Annotated in this window: 13 protein-coding genes and 1 other RNA gene; 6 read left to right on the plus strand and 8 right to left on the minus strand. The window is 50.3% G+C overall.

Annotated elements, in window-relative coordinates; translation table 11 throughout:
* Positions 1-148: 148 nt before the first annotated feature.
* The 7 genes from aroD to ydiK form a co-directional block, all read right to left on the minus strand.
* Positions 149-907 carry a type I 3-dehydroquinate dehydratase gene (aroD, locus tag WN16_RS14145; protein WP_003836605.1) on the minus strand — a complete coding sequence of 253 codons (759 nt, stop codon included), beginning with the start codon at positions 905-907 and terminating at the stop codon, positions 149-151.
* A 36-nt stretch (positions 908-943) separates the two neighbouring features.
* Positions 944-1,810 (minus strand): quinate/shikimate dehydrogenase, encoded by an 867-nt coding sequence (ydiB, locus tag WN16_RS14150; RefSeq protein WP_003836604.1) that lies wholly within the window; start codon positions 1,808-1,810, stop codon positions 944-946.
* A gap of 21 nt (positions 1,811-1,831) precedes the next feature.
* Positions 1,832-3,067 carry an MFS transporter gene (locus WN16_RS14155; RefSeq protein ID WP_003836601.1) on the minus strand — a complete coding sequence of 412 codons (1,236 nt, stop codon included), beginning with the start codon at positions 3,065-3,067 and terminating at the stop codon, positions 1,832-1,834.
* 241 nt (positions 3,068-3,308) lie between these two features.
* Positions 3,309-4,529, minus strand: coding sequence for an MFS transporter (locus tag WN16_RS14160; protein ID WP_003836599.1), 1,221 nt, complete (start codon positions 4,527-4,529; stop codon positions 3,309-3,311).
* A 48-nt stretch (positions 4,530-4,577) separates the two neighbouring features.
* The gene (locus WN16_RS14165; RefSeq protein WP_003836596.1) at positions 4,578-4,934 is read right to left on the minus strand and encodes a YdiL family protein; all 357 of its coding nucleotides are present in this window, start codon (positions 4,932-4,934) and stop codon (positions 4,578-4,580) included.
* Between the two features lie 157 nt (positions 4,935-5,091).
* Positions 5,092-5,199: antisense sRNA RprA (gene rprA / locus WN16_RS14170), an RNA gene on the minus strand.
* Positions 5,200-5,383: 184 nt separating this feature from the next.
* Positions 5,384-6,493 carry an AI-2E family transporter YdiK gene (gene ydiK, locus WN16_RS14175; protein WP_003030544.1) on the minus strand — a complete coding sequence of 370 codons (1,110 nt, stop codon included), beginning with the start codon at positions 6,491-6,493 and terminating at the stop codon, positions 5,384-5,386.
* Between the two features lie 213 nt (positions 6,494-6,706).
* Between ydiK and WN16_RS14185 the strand changes: the two genes are divergently transcribed.
* The 3 genes from WN16_RS14185 to WN16_RS14195 all read left to right on the plus strand — a co-directional run bounded on the left by WN16_RS14185 (position 6,707) and on the right by WN16_RS14195 (position 10,436).
* Positions 6,707-9,763, plus strand: coding sequence for an FAD-binding and (Fe-S)-binding domain-containing protein (locus WN16_RS14185; protein ID WP_003836595.1), 3,057 nt, complete (start codon positions 6,707-6,709; stop codon positions 9,761-9,763).
* Positions 9,760-10,170, plus strand: a complete 411-nt coding sequence (gene menI, locus WN16_RS14190; RefSeq protein ID WP_003030541.1) for a 1,4-dihydroxy-2-naphthoyl-CoA hydrolase — start codon at positions 9,760-9,762, stop codon at positions 10,168-10,170. The genes WN16_RS14185 and menI overlap by 4 nt, the downstream gene beginning before the upstream one ends.
* A 77-nt stretch (positions 10,171-10,247) precedes the next feature.
* Positions 10,248-10,436: a YdiH family protein gene (locus tag WN16_RS14195; RefSeq protein ID WP_003836591.1), complete on the plus strand. Its 189-nt coding sequence runs from the start codon at positions 10,248-10,250 to the stop codon at positions 10,434-10,436.
* Positions 10,437-10,502: 66 nt separating this feature from the next.
* Here the strand turns inward: WN16_RS14195 and WN16_RS14200 are convergent, their stop codons facing one another.
* The gene (locus WN16_RS14200) at positions 10,503-11,354 is read right to left on the minus strand and encodes a Vmh family MBL fold metallo-hydrolase (protein WP_003836590.1); all 852 of its coding nucleotides are present in this window, start codon (positions 11,352-11,354) and stop codon (positions 10,503-10,505) included.
* A 122-nt stretch (positions 11,355-11,476) separates the two neighbouring features.
* Here WN16_RS14200 and WN16_RS14205 point away from each other — a divergent pair, with 122 nt between their 5' ends.
* From WN16_RS14205 to sufB, 3 genes are all read left to right on the plus strand, one after another.
* A complete protein-coding gene (locus WN16_RS14205; protein ID WP_044699972.1) occupies positions 11,477-12,355 on the plus strand; it encodes a LysR family transcriptional regulator in 879 nt (292 codons plus the stop codon).
* A gap of 490 nt (positions 12,356-12,845) precedes the next feature.
* Positions 12,846-13,214: a Fe-S cluster assembly scaffold SufA gene (gene sufA, locus WN16_RS14210; RefSeq protein WP_003029385.1), complete on the plus strand. Its 369-nt coding sequence runs from the start codon at positions 12,846-12,848 to the stop codon at positions 13,212-13,214.
* Between the two features lie 8 nt (positions 13,215-13,222).
* On the plus strand, positions 13,223-14,710 hold the full coding sequence (gene sufB / locus WN16_RS14215) for a Fe-S cluster assembly protein SufB (RefSeq protein WP_003836585.1): 1,488 nt from the start codon (positions 13,223-13,225) through the stop codon (positions 14,708-14,710).
* Positions 14,711-14,721: the final 11 nt, after the last annotated feature.

Genomic DNA, 14,721 nt, shown 5'->3' on the forward strand with positions numbered 1-14,721 from the left:
CCAGATTATATGCGTGCGACTACCTGTCGCTATATTCGACAATAATATTGTGAGTTATTTAATAACGTTTAATCATCGGCCAGATATCCGTGGTTAGACGAATATCTGGGATAGGGCATTACTGATATTAATATGGATATATCTGTAATTAAGCCTGATGCAATATTGTCAATACAGTACGCAGGTCGGTGACCGAAATTTGTCCTGGGGCGGAGGCTTTTTTTACTGCCCCAAAGGTTGCCGCTGAACCGAAAACTTCACCAGACAGACGTGAAATCACCCCTGTTTTAGCCATCGACATGGTGATTATCGGGCGATCGGCATAGCGTTCTTGCATTTCCAGCGTGGCGCTAAGCAGCGTCAGAACATCCGCTTTATTTTGCGGCATCAAGGCAATTTTGGGGATGTCTGCGCCTAGTTCCTGCATTTTACGCAGGCGCTGGACAATCTCTTCTGCAGCTGGTGTCTTATGAAAATCGTGATTGGACATAATCACAAAGACATTTTTCGCGTGCGCATGCTCGACGGTCGCTTTGACCAGTTCGTCTCCGGTAAACAGTTCCAGATCGATCATATCCACCAGACCGCTGTCTACCGCCGCGCGGTTAAGTGCAATATAGTTTTCGACAGACAGTGCCTGTTCACCGCCTTCTTTGGCGCTGCGGAAGGTGAAAAGTAGCGGTTTGTCCGCTATCACATCGCGGATGGCGCGAGCCGCTTCCAGCACGGCATCTGTGGAAGAGACATCGCCGAAATGGTCAACGCGCCATTCCAGAATGTCGAAATCCGCTTCGCGATAGGCCAGCGCTTCGCTTTTTACCGTTGCGATGTCTATACCCATCAGCGACACAATGATCTTCGGCGCACCATCGCCAATAACGAGATTTCTTACGGTTACGGTTTTCATTGATTACCCTTTAACTATTCTACAAATGCTTGCCCGTCAGGCGGCAAAACCCATAACCTGTTTCACATACTCCAGCGGGAAATCTTTCCCGGTCCAGAGCTTGAACTGTTCAGCCCCTTGCCATAACAACATGCCGTAACCATCAATTGTTTTGCAACCAGCACTTTGTGCCTGCTGCAATAATTTGGTCATATGCGGGTTGTAGACGCATTCGGTTACCAGCAGTTCCGGACGTAGCAGGGAAGCGTCGGTCACGAGAGATTCATTTTCCAGCGGCTTCATGCCGACTTTTGTTCCGTTGGTTAAAATATCCGCGCTGGCAAGTGCGTCAGCAAAAGCCTGACGATCGGCGAGATCGATAACAGTGACCACGCAGTCGGTGTTTTCATTGACGCGTTTGGCAAACTCCTGCGCTTTGGCAAAAAACTCATCCTGGCGGTTAAAGAGTTTAATTTCTTTGATGCCTTCAATCGCTGCCTGTGCACCAATGGCTGTCGACGCACCGCCTGCGCCCAACAGTACCATGGTTTTACCTTTGATATCGAAACCACTTTCCTTAATTGCACGAATATGACCCGTGCCATCGGTATTGTAACCACGCAGGTAACCATCATCATTGACGATAGTATTAATTGCACCGACCAGTTTGGCGGCAGGTGTTAATTCATCAACATATTCACATGCTAGCTGCTTGTTGGGCATTGAGACCCCTGTACCACGCATCTTTAAGGCCTTCAGCCCGGCAATTGCATTAGCAAACGTTGAGTTATCGACTTCAAATGCCATATAAGTGAATGGCAATCCCGCTTTTTCTAATGCCTTATTTTGCATTTCAGGCGACAGACTGTGTCTGATAGGGTAGGCCATCAATCCAATTAGTTCATATTTAGCAGTTACGTCCATTTGATACTCCTTCTAAACAATTTATTGAAAATAACGTTCGCCCAACCGCACATCATTTTTGGGGATATCAAATACGCGGTAGTAACGAATAAAGACGATGATGGCGGTGATGAAGGCCAGCAGAGCAAATGCAAAGTCCAGCAAAATGATGTACTGCAGACCAATGTTAGAGAGGTATCCGGTGATTAATGGGATAATAAAGTTGGCTACGCCACCCATCATCATATAAATACTGGTGACTTTGGCTTTGCTCTTGGGAAAGAATTCAGACATCACCGAGACACCGAGCTGTAAAATACCGCCAGCGGCAGAGAATCCAATGAGAAATGAACCGACGTTACACACCAGCGGAGAGGGATATAAGTAGATGACGGCTGCGGTGATGGTTGCCAGCCCGGCGTTAAACACATTTGCCCAAATAGGCCGAACCCATTTTTTTAACAGAGCGGCAAAAATAAATACGCAGACCAATGATCCCATACTGTAGTAAGAGATTGTCTTCAGTGCGTCAGATTCTGCCATGCCGGCAAAGGCCATCGCATATTTTGGCATCCAGACCACGATGACGTAAAAAGTCGAAAAGGCAGCAACACCAAACATGACGGATGCCACACCTTCCAGCCAGACCAACGGTTTACTGTTCATCTGTGGCAGATCTTTCGCGATGCCAGCATCCACCATCTGGCCAGGGAAGCGACTTCTTAGCAGCATCAAGGTAATGACGACAAACAACGCACCCGGGATAATGACCGCATAACCGTACCAGATATGGTTGAGCAGCATGGTGCTGACGACGATGGGGTAGATCATCTGCCCAAACGAGACCATAGCTTTCACCAGGATAACGGCTGAGCCAGAGGCTTTAGGGAAGCATTCCATTAACGCCGGGTACCCGCCGGTATCCAGTGCCGAGTTTGCCACGCCAACGCAAACGGCCAGAATAAAGGCAATCATCAGATTAGGGCTGGCGGGAATACCGAAGAAGAACAGTATATAAAGAATAGCGCCTAACAGAATGATAGCCCGACGACCAAATTTATCTGAGAGCACGCCAAAGAATAAGATGCTCACCAGTCGCCCCAGACCAATGCCTGAAATCAAATAGGCAATTCCTGCATTGTCGGTGGAAAACTTTTCTGCAAGAGAGGTCATATTTTGCGCCAGTGTAATGACGCTAATGCCGTGTAGGAAATAACTTAAATAAATACAGATTATCGCCAAAAGAAATGGCGTATTAAAGGTCTTGCTTTGAGACATTTTCACAACTCCTTGCGGATTTTAAAATTGTTCTGTGCTCGTCGATATTGTTTAAATTGCGGCGACCTTGTAATTAATATACTGGGCGGCAGCCACAGAACCTACATAGCATGGCGTTTAAGTTACCAGGTATATTGCATAACACACTGTGAAATCGAACTCTGCCGGCCGGTGTTTTGCTGATGTTTTAAAACTGAAGTCAATTATTTTGCAGAAGAGGGGAACAATATTGCATCCACGCTTATTTTACGGCTTGTATCATCTTTAGCTGATGTTTTGACGTGATGTGGCTGCGATAACCAATAAACAACGCCAACAGGAATCCAACAGCGGCTATGCCAGTATCAAACCACATGATGTGAGCAATACTGGTTTCAGAGAGTTTTGCTGTTATCAATGGAATGGTGAAGGTCGCAATGCTGCCCGCGCTGTAGTAAATACCGGTCGCTTTGCCCTTCGCATGCGGAAAGCGTGCGGCCATCAGCGTTAAACCGATTTGCACAACGCCCCCTGCGGAAGAAAAACCGATGACAAACGCAAAGATAATGACAACGATAGGTGTCGGATGCAGACAAACCATCAGCAGTGCGACAAATGAGATAAACGTATACAGCATCAGCATCGATGTCGCGCGTTCTGCTTTTCGCGCCAGCGGGGCGGTGATCAGCACGCACAGTAGAGAGCCGCAGGTATAAATGCTTAACAGTTTGATAGATAACGTATAGGGCATTCCGGCGACAAACTGTCCGTATTGCGCCAGCCACTGGCTTACCAGGTAAAATGTCGCCATTGCGATGTAGCCGTACAGGGTGTAACTGGCAAGGTCGAGCAGGGAGCAACGATGTTCAGGTTGTCCGGTTTCCCGTTCAGCCGGTTGAGCCCGGATGACGGTATGAGGCCCGGGATGTGGCGGAAACCGACAGCGAAATAAAAACACACCGTTGAGTATCATAACGGCTGCCGCCAGCAGGAAGGACCAGCCAAACCAAAGTTCGGCCCATACCAGCAGACTGATAATCATTGGCAGCAGGAACTGACCGCTGGAGACGAAGGCTTTTATCAAAATATTGGCCGTGCTGGGTGAGCGGGGGAATGCCTCCATCAGGCTGGGATAGGTTCCGGCATCGAGAAAACTGTTTGCCATTCCCGCTAAAAAACCAAAAGCATAGGCAAGAAAAATACTGTGAGTATTTATGATGCCAATAAAGAAAATCAGGTAGCAGGTCATACCAAGGATAATAAATGGTCTGCGACCATAGCTATCGGAAAGCATCCCTGCTACTAATAAAACGCTTAAGCGGCCGATACCGAGTGAGGAAATAACAATCGAGACGCCCGCGGTATTGGTTTGCCACTGTTGTTCCAGTGAAGACATATTGAGGCTCATCAGAATGACCCCCATGCCGTGCACCAGGTAATTTAGGTACAGCCCTATCGCAGTGGAGAAATAGGTGTTTTTCATAATGTGTTACTCAGCGAAGAGGCTAAATAGGTATGGCGTTGCGATCTCTTAACACATACGCTCGAGATCGTGAGCATAGAGTTCAACAGCTGCCGACTGATAGATTTTCCAGTCGAGAAAACCATCGTGGTGATAAACCGCCTGAAAAGCGTTCAGATCGGGGAAAAAACGCATGGTGTTATTACCAATGCGGTTATTTATTTTGTCGATAATTGCATTAATTCTTAACTTCCTCTTGGCTTTCATTTCTGAACAAATGCGGACAATGTCGTCTGGAATTTCTCTTTCACCCTTTTCCCATTGTTGCCAGGCGACAACATTGTCATCGCGCGCGATATACCTGGCGCTTTCTTCCACCGTCATAGCAAAAATATGGCGGATCGCCTGTAGCTCTAATGCGTTCATTATTTGGTCGCTTCATAAAAGACGGTGGAATAGTAATAACATTGCTGTGGATATTTCGGCTTGAAGAGAGTCACAGTATTTTGTGCAATATTATTTGGTCCTTGACGGGGAAGATAATGTGTTGGTGCGTTAAGGTTGGTGGAGTGGCGCGCGAAGGACAAAAAAAAGCCCATCGTGGGAGATGGGCAAAGACTACACACAGCAATTCGTTGTTTCACTCAGGGGATTTCCATGCTTATAAATCAATGTGTTGATCTAAAGCCATGGGCTAATAGTAGGCATACTGATTTTTTACGTCGATCAGATTCATCTCAATAGTTTAAAAACTGTAAAGAATTTGCGACACAAATGAGTATTGAAAGAGGGAAGAAGTTGGTTCTAATCCCGTAAGAGGGAGGGATTGATTAGTATTGTTAAACAATCAGGCGGCGTTGCCGCCTGATGTTGGATTACTTATTGCGTTCGATTTCAGCAATTTCTTCGAGGATTTCATCCGGATTGGTACCTGGCGCAGGGGCTTCGTTTACCCAGGCGGAGAACAGACGCCAGGAAACGGCCAGTACTACTGGACCGATAAACAGACCAATCATGCCGAAGGCAATCAATCCGCCGATGACTCCGGAGAGAATCAGGAGCAGTGGCAAATCGGCACCCATGCGAATCAGCATCGGTCGAATCACGTTATCCAGTGTTCCGACCACGCCGCTCCACACCAGCAGCACGGTGCCCCAGGTTGAATCCCCCGTCCAGTATAGCCAGATAATGGCCGGAATCAGTACCGGTAGCGGCCCCAGTTGCACCAGACATGACAGGATCATCAATACCGCCAGCAGTGTGGCATACGGCACACCGGTTACCGCCAGACCAATACCCCCGAGCACTGCCTGTACCAGAGCGGTGACCACAACGCCTAATGCGACGGCGCGAATGGCTTGTGCTGCCAGCAGAATGGCAGCATCTCCACGTTTTGAGGCAAGACGGCAGGCGAAGTGACGAATACCTAATGCGACTTGTTCACCGCGCCAGTACAACAGGGCACTGAACAGCAGCATCAGGCCACAGTGCATCATAAAGCGGCCGATATGCGCGGCCTGACCGACGAACCAGGTGGTGGTGGTGCCGATATAAGGACGAACCTTGGCCATAATCGCCGAACCGCCCATATCCAGTAAGCTGTGCCATGCGCCATACATTTTGGCACCCACCAGTGGAATGCTGTTCAACCATGCCAGATCCGGTAGTGTCATATCACCTGCGGTTACGGCATGGATCAGCGGCCCACTGCCATCGACGATGCTGTTAACCAGCAGCGCGATGGGGATGATGAACAACAGCACCAGCAACAGTGTCATCACCAGTACGGCAAGTGAACGGCGTCCCCAGAGCAATTTTTGTAAGCGTAGCAGGATAGGCCAGGTTGCAATGACAATCGTGCCTGCCCAGGCAAAACCGAGGATAAAGGGCTGAACAATCCAGAGACAGGCCACAATCAGGATGGCTAAAAACAGCACCGATAGCAGCACTTGTGCAATATCCCTGGGCTGACGGAAATTTACCATAAATACTTTTCACCTTTGTCTTTGCGCCAGAACGTTGACGCGACGTGAATACTTAAATCACACCCTGTAATGATGAGCAATTTCAGCGGTTTTGAACAGGCGGATTCTGCCTGTAAATCTGCTGAGCGTATTAGAAAAAAATGTGATACAACAAACAAAGCAACACGCAAACGATTAAATTCACAACACAGACCGCAGGAAAGGGTCACTATAATGATTCCACAAATTTCTCAGGCACCAGGTGTCGTTCAACTGGTGCTCAACTTTTTGCAGGCGCTGGAGCAGCAAGGATTTACGGGCGATACGGCAACGAGCTATGCCGATCGTCTGACAATGTCGACGGATAACAGTATTTATCAGCTGCTACCTGATGCTGTCGTTTTCCCTCGTTCAACCGCAGATGTGGCGCTAATCGCCCGTCTGGCGGCAGAACCGCTTTTCTCGTCGTTGATTTTTACCCCGCGCGGCGGCGGCACCGGGACCAACGGTCAGGCGCTGAACCAGGGCATTATTGTTGATATGTCCCGCTATATGAGCCGCATTATTGAAATCAACCCGCAAGAAGGTTGGGTGCGGGTAGAAGCCGGGGTGATAAAAGATCAGCTCAACCAGTTTCTGAAGCCTTACGGCTATTTCTTTGCCCCGGAATTATCCACCAGTAACCGGGCAACGCTCGGCGGGATGATCAACACCGATGCGTCCGGGCAAGGATCGTTGGTTTACGGTAAAACTTCCGATCATGTGTTGGGCATCCGTGCGGTGCTGATGGGCGGCGATATTCTTGATACTCAGCCAATGCCGATCGAGCTTGCCGAAATGCTGGGGAAAAGCAATACCACCATTGGCCGCATCTATAAGACCGTTTATGAACGTTGTCGTGATAACCGACAGCTGATCATGGATAAATTCCCGAAACTTAATCGCTTCCTGACCGGGTACGATCTACGGCACGTCTTTAACGATGAGATGACCGAATTTGATTTAACCCGCATTCTCACCGGCTCTGAAGGTACGCTGGCGTTTATCACCGAAGCCCGTCTGGATATCACGCCGCTGCCAAAAGTCAGACAACTGGTTAACGTCAAGTACGACTCTTTCGACTCGGCGTTGCGTAATGCGCCGGTGATGGTGGAAGCACGCGCATTGTCGGTAGAAACTGTTGACTCCAAAGTACTCAATCTGGCGCGGGAAGATATCGTCTGGCACTCGGTAAGTGAATTGATTACCGATGTACCTGATAAAGAGATGCTGGGTCTGAACATTGTAGAGTTTGCCGGTGACGACGAAGTATTGATTAATTCGCAGGTCAGCGCACTGTGTGAACGTCTGGATGGCTTAATCGCTCGTCAGGAAGCGGGTGTCATTGGCTGGCAGCTGTGTACCGAACTGGCGGGAGTCGAACGAATTTACGCCATGCGCAAAAAGGCAGTCGGTCTGCTGGGCAATGCAAAAGGTTCCGCGAAGCCAATTCCGTTCGCCGAGGATACCTGCGTTCCGCCGGAGCATCTGGCGGACTATATTGCCGAGTTCCGCGCGCTACTCGACAGCCACGCCCTGAGTTACGGCATGTTTGGTCACGTAGACGCAGGCGTGCTGCATGTCAGACCGGCGTTGGATATGTGTGACCCGCAGCAGGAAGTGCTGATGAAACGCATTTCTGATGATGTTGTGGCGCTGACGGCGAAATATGGCGGTTTGCTGTGGGGCGAGCATGGGAAAGGTTTTCGTGCAGAATATAGCCCGGCGTTCTTCGGCGAGGAGCTGTATCGCGAACTGCGCAAAGTGAAATCGGTGTTTGATCCGCAAAACCGGCTGAATCCTGGGAAAATCTGTCCACCGGAAGACGTAGATGCGCCGATGATGAAAGTGGACGCGGTGAAACGCGGAACGTATGACCGTCAGATCCCTCTGGCCGTACGCCAGGAGTGGCGCGGGGCAATGGAGTGTAACGGCAACGGGTTATGCTTTAACTTCGATGCGAAAAGCCCTATGTGTCCGTCGATGAAAATCAGCCTCAACCGTATTCATTCGCCAAAAGGGCGAGCCACGTTAGTGCGTGAATGGCTGCGTTTGTTAGCGGATCGCGGGATTGACCCAATACAGCTGGAAAAAGAGCTACCGGAAAAACGCGCCAGTTTACGTTCGCTGATTGCCCGTACCCGCAACAGCTGGCATGCGCGCAAGGGTGAATACGATTTCTCACACGAAGTAAAAGAGGCGATGTCAGGTTGCCTGGCGTGTAAAGCCTGTTCCACCCAGTGTCCAATTAAAATTGATGTACCGGAGTTCCGTTCGCGCTTCCTCCAGCTGTACCACACGCGTTATCTGCGCCCGTTGCGCGATCACATGGTGGCGACCGTTGAGAGCTATGCGCCGTTAATGGCACGAGCGCCCAAAACGTTTAACTTCTTCATCAACCAGCCGCTGGTGCGAAACCTGGCTAAAAAGCACATTGGAATGGTTGATTTACCTCTGTTGTCTGCACCGTCGCTGCAACGCCAACTGGTGGGGCATCGCTCCGCCAATATGACGTTGGAACAGCTCGAATTACTCAGCCTTGAGCAAAAAGCCCGTACGGTGCTGGTGGTGCAGGACCCTTTCACCAGCTATTACGATGCGCAGGTGGTTGCTGACTTTATACGTCTGGTAGAGAAGCTGGGCATGCAGCCGGTACTGCTGCCGTTTTCGCCAAACGGCAAGGCGCAGCACATTAAAGGCTTCTTAAACCGTTTTGCCAAAACGGCGAAAAAGACATCCGAGTTTCTTAACCGGGTAGCGAAGCTGAATATTCCGATGGTGGGTGTTGATCCGGCGCTGGTGCTTTGTTATCGCGATGAATACAAGATGGTGCTGGGTGAACAACGGGGGGATTTCCATGTGTTGCTAGCCAACGAATGGTTATCGAAAGCTGTGGAAGCACAGCAGCCAGTCGCTGTTGGCGGTGAACCGTGGTATTTCTTTGGTCACTGTACCGAAGTGACGGCCTTGCCGGGCGCGCCTGCACAGTGGGCGGCTATTTTTGCTCGCTTTGGCGCAAAGCTGGAGAACGTCAGCGTGGGATGCTGTGGTATGGCTGGCACCTACGGCCACGAAGTGAAGAATCACCAAAACTCATTGGGGATCTATGAGTTATCATGGCACCAGGCAATGCAACGATTGCCACGTAACCGTTGTCTGGCTACCGGGTACTCCTGTCGCAGTCAGGTTAAACGCGTTGAAGGTACGGGCGTTCGCCACCCATTACAGGCACTGCTGGAGATTATAGGATGATCTGGAAACGTGAAGTCACACTCGAGGCGCTCAATGCCATGGGTGAAGGAAATATGGTTGGGTTGCTAGATATTCGTTTTGTGCACATTGGTGACGATACGCTGGAAGCTACAATGCCGGTGGACCATCGCACCAAACAACCCTTTGGGTTGCTGCACGGCGGCGCATCCGTGGTGCTGGCGGAAAGTATTGGTTCGGTAGCGGGATACCTGTGTACTCAGGGTGAGCAGAAAGTGGTGGGCCTGGAGATCAACGCCAACCATATCCGTTCTGCGCGGGAAGGGCACGTCAGGGGCGTATGTCGCGCGTTACATACCGGCTCTCGTCACCAGGTTTGGCAAATAGAGATCTTCGATGAGCAGGGACGATTGTGCTGTACTTCGCGTCTGACGACCGCAATTTTGTGATGCATATTGCTTTTGGTCATTATCTGCACAGGGAATGGTGTTATACTGTGCAGGTTTTGAACACAAGCGAGGATGATATGTCTACCCAATTAGACCCTGCCCAACTGGCAATAGAATTTTTACGTCGTGATAAAACCGATCTTTCACCGGCTCAGTACCTGAAAAGGCTGAAACAGCTCGAACTGGAGTTTGCTGATTTACTGGCGCTCTCCTCGATGGAACTGAAAGAAGAGATCTATTTTGCCTGGCGCATGGGCGTTCATTGATTCCGGTATGCTTATCGTAACGAAACCCCGACACGTGTTCGGGGTTATTTTTGCCTTAAATCTTCATTACCACTTCATCTCACCGCTGTTAACCTTCGCACTTAGTTCCAGCGAGCTTGCGTCCGCCAGACCTGGCCATGCTGCCGTCATGGTTTTAATCACATAATCCGATCCTTTCTTCGCCCCTAACACCTGCTCAAACGACTGCAAATAGTCCTGGGTGAAGCGAATAGCTTTATCGCCGGTTGGGCGTTCGCCAATGTAATGACCCGGGACCACTTGAGTGGGCTGTAAGCTCTGCATTTCGCTCAGTACGTTACGCCATGTACTACGCTGTTCTTCAGATTGTGTATCCGCCGTCCAGACGTGAATACCTGAAGCCACGCCTGTGCCGCCAATAATGGCCCGATTCGCCGGGATCCAGATATACGCTGCATAATCGTTGGAGTGACGCAGTTCCAGCGGTTCACCATCAACCGTGAACTGCGTTTGCGTCGTCGCCTGCGGAACAGTGAGCGATGTTGGCGCGCCGTCCTTCATTTGCGGGCCCCAGAATTGCAGTTTGGCCTCTTTGGTGGCGCGGATATGGTCTACCACCTGCGGTGTTGCCAGAACTTTTACCTGTGGGAAAGCGTTGACGATGGGTTGCAGACCGAAATAGAAATCCGGATCGCCGGAAGTGATCACGATAGCCTTCAGCGTTTTACCGCTGGCGCGAATCATCTGCACCAGCTGTTCGCCATCTTTGGTGCTGAACTGGGCGTCAAACAAAATCGCCTCTTTGGGGCCAGACACCAGCGTCGAAGAGACCGGGAAAATACCCTTCTCCTGCGGATTATAGACGTCCAGCTGTAGCGGTGCGGCGAAAGCTGAAGACGAAAACAGAGGTAACAGCAGGGCCAGAGATTTAACTTTCATACCAGGTAACCTTATGCAGGGAATTGTCTTTTGATAGTTCCCGTATTTTAAGCATATTCGTATCTGTTAGAATTCCCTCATTAGGACATGCTGAGTTTCATAAAACGATCGGATGGGATGCAATGGACAGAGTGATGGCGGCAACGGTATTTAACCATATCTGTGATTTGGGCAGTCTGAGCGCCGCTGCACGTGCATTGGGGCTTTCCCGTCCGATGGTCAGTCGCTACCTCGACGAGATGGAAAAATGGGCAGGCGTAAGGCTTATCCATCGCTCATCGCGTCGCTTGACGATCACGCCGGCGGGTGAAGAGGCATTACTGAAAACGCGTTCTCTGGCGCAACTTTCGCTGGATATTGGTGCCGCCAGTGGCGCGCAAATTCCCTCCGGCACGCTACGTGTGGCCTGCGCCCATTTTACCGCCATGCATATTCTTGCTCCGGTTCTGCCGGCGTTTATGGAGCAATATCCGCAATTACGTATTGAGGTGGAGATCAATAATCAACCGGTAAGCCTTGTGGGGGAACGCATCGATGTGGCGATCCGCATAACGGATAATCCCGAGCCAGGAACCATCGCCCGTCGGTTGGGCGACTGTAAATCGGTACTTTGCGCGTCCGCAGATTATCTGCATCAACATGGCACGCCTGAGGCAGTCGACGATCTCACTCGGCACAATTGCCTGTACTACAGCGGTTTTGCCGGACAATCCTGGCACTTTTTGGATGCCCAGGGGCAGTCTGTCTCCGTTGCAATCAAAGGGAATTTGAGTGCAGGGATCTCTTCGCTGCTCTGCGAGTCGGCGGTGGCAGGAATGGGAATCGCGTTGGTGCCAGAACTGGAAGCGCAGGAAGGGCTGGCGCAGGGAGCGTTAATTCGATTACTGCCAGAACTTCAACCTAAATGCTTACCAATTTATGGCTTATACCTTTCTCGGGAGCATCAGCCTGCGGGGCTACGTTTGCTGCTGGATGCGCTTAGTGGGGCGGCGCAATGCTAAAAAGGTAGCTAAACGTGCTCACAAAATAGTCAAACCGCAAGTTGTGTTAAAAAAAACTTAACGGTGTATGAGATTATTCTTATCGCCCCTTCAAGAGCTAAGCCATCGTGAGTGCCGGAGATAAGCGCCGGATGGGGCCGGAACCCTTAAGCCTGCCAGCAAGCAGACTTAAGGGTTTTTTGTCATTAGCATATTATTTGAATAGTTGTTTTCCCTGTTTTTATCCCTACCTATCCCTTAAATAGACATTATCTATACATCTTTTAATCTTTGACCTGCCTGAACGATTAGATTTCTATAATCCATTATTAATCAATGCATTGAACAAATAATTCCATTCCTGTAAACCCTCGCTGCAGGGTCTATGCTTAGTAAAAGTAGTCAAAAAGGGCGGTTAACCCGAATGCCCCTGCTGTTGAGGGGTTGAAGTGATAATCATTATCACTAACATGTTGTTATAGCTTAAAAGCTAGTGACTCGAGGTAACCCTATGGAATTGCATTCAGGAACATTTAACCCGGACGATTTTGCCTGGCGTGGACTGACGTTAACACCTGCGGCTGCGGCGCATATCCGTGAACTGGTGGCAAAGCAACCCGACATGTTGGGCGTGCGCCTGGGCGTGAAGCAAACGGGATGCGCGGGATTCGGCTACGTGCTGGATACCGTGCGCGAGGCCCAAAAAGACGATCTCCTGTTTGAAACGGATGGCGCCAGACTGTATGTGCCTTTACAGGCGATGCCGTTCATCGACGGCACAGAAGTCGATTTCGTTCGCGAAGGATTAAATCAGTTATTTAAATTTCATAACCCGAAAGCCCAGAACGAATGCGGCTGTGGCGAAAGTTTTGGGGTATAGGCGGTACTATGTCTCGTAATACTGAAGCAACTGACGATGTCAACACCTGGGCTGGCGGGCACCTTAATTACAAAGAGGGCTTCTTCACCCAACTGCAAACCGATGAGCTGGCGAAAGGGATCAACGAAGAGGTCGTGCGCGCGATTTCGGCAAAACGTAATGAACCCGACTGGATGCTGGAATTCCGCCTGAATGCCTTTCGGGCATGGCTGACGATGGAAGAGCCGCACTGGCTAAAAGCGCACTACGACAAGCTGAATTATCAGGAGTACAGCTATTATTCCGCACCGTCCTGCGGTAACTGCGATGAAACCTGCGCGTCTGAGCCGGGAGCGGTGCAGCAAACGGGGGCGAATGCGTTTTTAAGCAAAGAGGTTGAGGATGCCTTTGAACAGCTTGGCGTACCGGTCCGTGAAGGCAAAGAGGTGGCGGTTGATGCTATTTTTGACTCGGTATCGGTGGCGACCACCTATCGCGACAAACTGGCGGAACAGGGCATTATTTTCTGTTCGTTCGGTGAGGCGATTCACGATCATCCTGAGCTGGTAAAACAATATCTGGGCACCGTGGTTCCAGGTAATGACAACTTCTTTGCCGCGCTGAATGCAGCGGTGGCATCTGACGGCACGTTTATTTATGTACCGAAAGGCGTGCGTTGCCCCATGGAACTGTCGACCTATTTCCGTATCAATGCGGAAAAAACCGGGCAGTTTGAACGCACCATTCTGGTCGCGGATGAGGGCAGCTACGTCAGCTATATCGAGGGCTGTTCGGCTCCGGTGCGCGACAGCTACCAGCTGCATGCCGCGGTGGTAGAAGTCATCATCCACAAAGATGCCGAAGTGAAATACTCGACGGTGCAAAACTGGTTCCCCGGGGATGGTAACACCGGCGGCATTTTGAACTTCGTCACCAAGCGCGCTCTGTGCGAAGGTGAAAACAGCAAAATGTCGTGGACGCAGTCGGAAACCGGCTCGGCCATTACCTGGAAATACCCAAGCTGCATTTTGCGTGGCGACAACTCTATCGGCGAATTCTACTCCGTGGCCCTGACAAGTGGTCATCAGCAGGCCGATACAGGCACCAAGATGATCCACATCGGTAAAAACACCAAATCGACCATTATCTCGAAAGGGATCTCCGCCGGACACAGCCAGAACAGCTATCGCGGTTTAGTGAAAATCATGCCGACCGCCACCAACGCCCGCAACTATACCCAATGTGACTCGATGCTGATCGGGGCGGATTGCGGAGCGCACACATTCCCATATGTGGAGTGTCGTAACAACAGCGCCCAGCTCGAGCACGAAGCCACGACGTCGCGCATTGGCGAAGATCAGCTGTTTTACTGCCTGCAGCGCGGTATCAGCGAAGAGGATGCCATTTCGATGATCGTGAATGGTTTCTGTAAAGACGTGTTCTCTGAACTGCCGCTGGAATTTGCTGTGGAAGCGCAAAAACTTCTCGCCATAAGTCTTGAACACAGCGTCGGTTAAAATTTAAGGAA

Origin of the sequence: Citrobacter sp. ABFQG (assembly GCF_004322975.1) — a bacterium.
Taxonomy (GTDB): Bacteria; Pseudomonadota; Gammaproteobacteria; order Enterobacterales; family Enterobacteriaceae; genus Citrobacter; species Citrobacter freundii.

What these genes read in the sequence shown, in the direction of transcription:
- WN16_RS14165 (WP_003836596.1), bottom strand. Translation starts at nt 4,934, where the DNA reads ATGAACGCATTAGAGCTACAGGCGATCCGCCATATTTTTGCTATGACG.
- sufA (WP_003029385.1), top strand. Translation starts at nt 12,846, where the DNA reads ATGGAATTGCATTCAGGAACATTTAACCCGGACGATTTTGCCTGGCGT.
- sufB (WP_003836585.1), top strand. Translation starts at nt 13,223, where the DNA reads ATGTCTCGTAATACTGAAGCAACTGACGATGTCAACACCTGGGCTGGC.
- WN16_RS14205 (WP_044699972.1), top strand. Translation starts at nt 11,477, where the DNA reads ATGGACAGAGTGATGGCGGCAACGGTATTTAACCATATCTGTGATTTG.
- menI (WP_003030541.1), top strand. Translation starts at nt 9,760, where the DNA reads ATGATCTGGAAACGTGAAGTCACACTCGAGGCGCTCAATGCCATGGGT.
- WN16_RS14160 (WP_003836599.1), bottom strand. Translation starts at nt 4,529, where the DNA reads ATGAAAAACACCTATTTCTCCACTGCGATAGGGCTGTACCTAAATTAC.
- ydiK (WP_003030544.1), bottom strand. Translation starts at nt 6,493, where the DNA reads ATGGTAAATTTCCGTCAGCCCAGGGATATTGCACAAGTGCTGCTATCG.
- WN16_RS14195 (WP_003836591.1), top strand. Translation starts at nt 10,248, where the DNA reads ATGTCTACCCAATTAGACCCTGCCCAACTGGCAATAGAATTTTTACGT.
- WN16_RS14155 (WP_003836601.1), bottom strand. Translation starts at nt 3,067, where the DNA reads ATGTCTCAAAGCAAGACCTTTAATACGCCATTTCTTTTGGCGATAATC.
- aroD (WP_003836605.1), bottom strand. Translation starts at nt 907, where the DNA reads ATGAAAACCGTAACCGTAAGAAATCTCGTTATTGGCGATGGTGCGCCG.
- WN16_RS14185 (WP_003836595.1), top strand. Translation starts at nt 6,707, where the DNA reads ATGATTCCACAAATTTCTCAGGCACCAGGTGTCGTTCAACTGGTGCTC.
- WN16_RS14200 (WP_003836590.1), bottom strand. Translation starts at nt 11,354, where the DNA reads ATGAAAGTTAAATCTCTGGCCCTGCTGTTACCTCTGTTTTCGTCTTCA.
- ydiB (WP_003836604.1), bottom strand. Translation starts at nt 1,810, where the DNA reads ATGGACGTAACTGCTAAATATGAACTAATTGGATTGATGGCCTACCCT.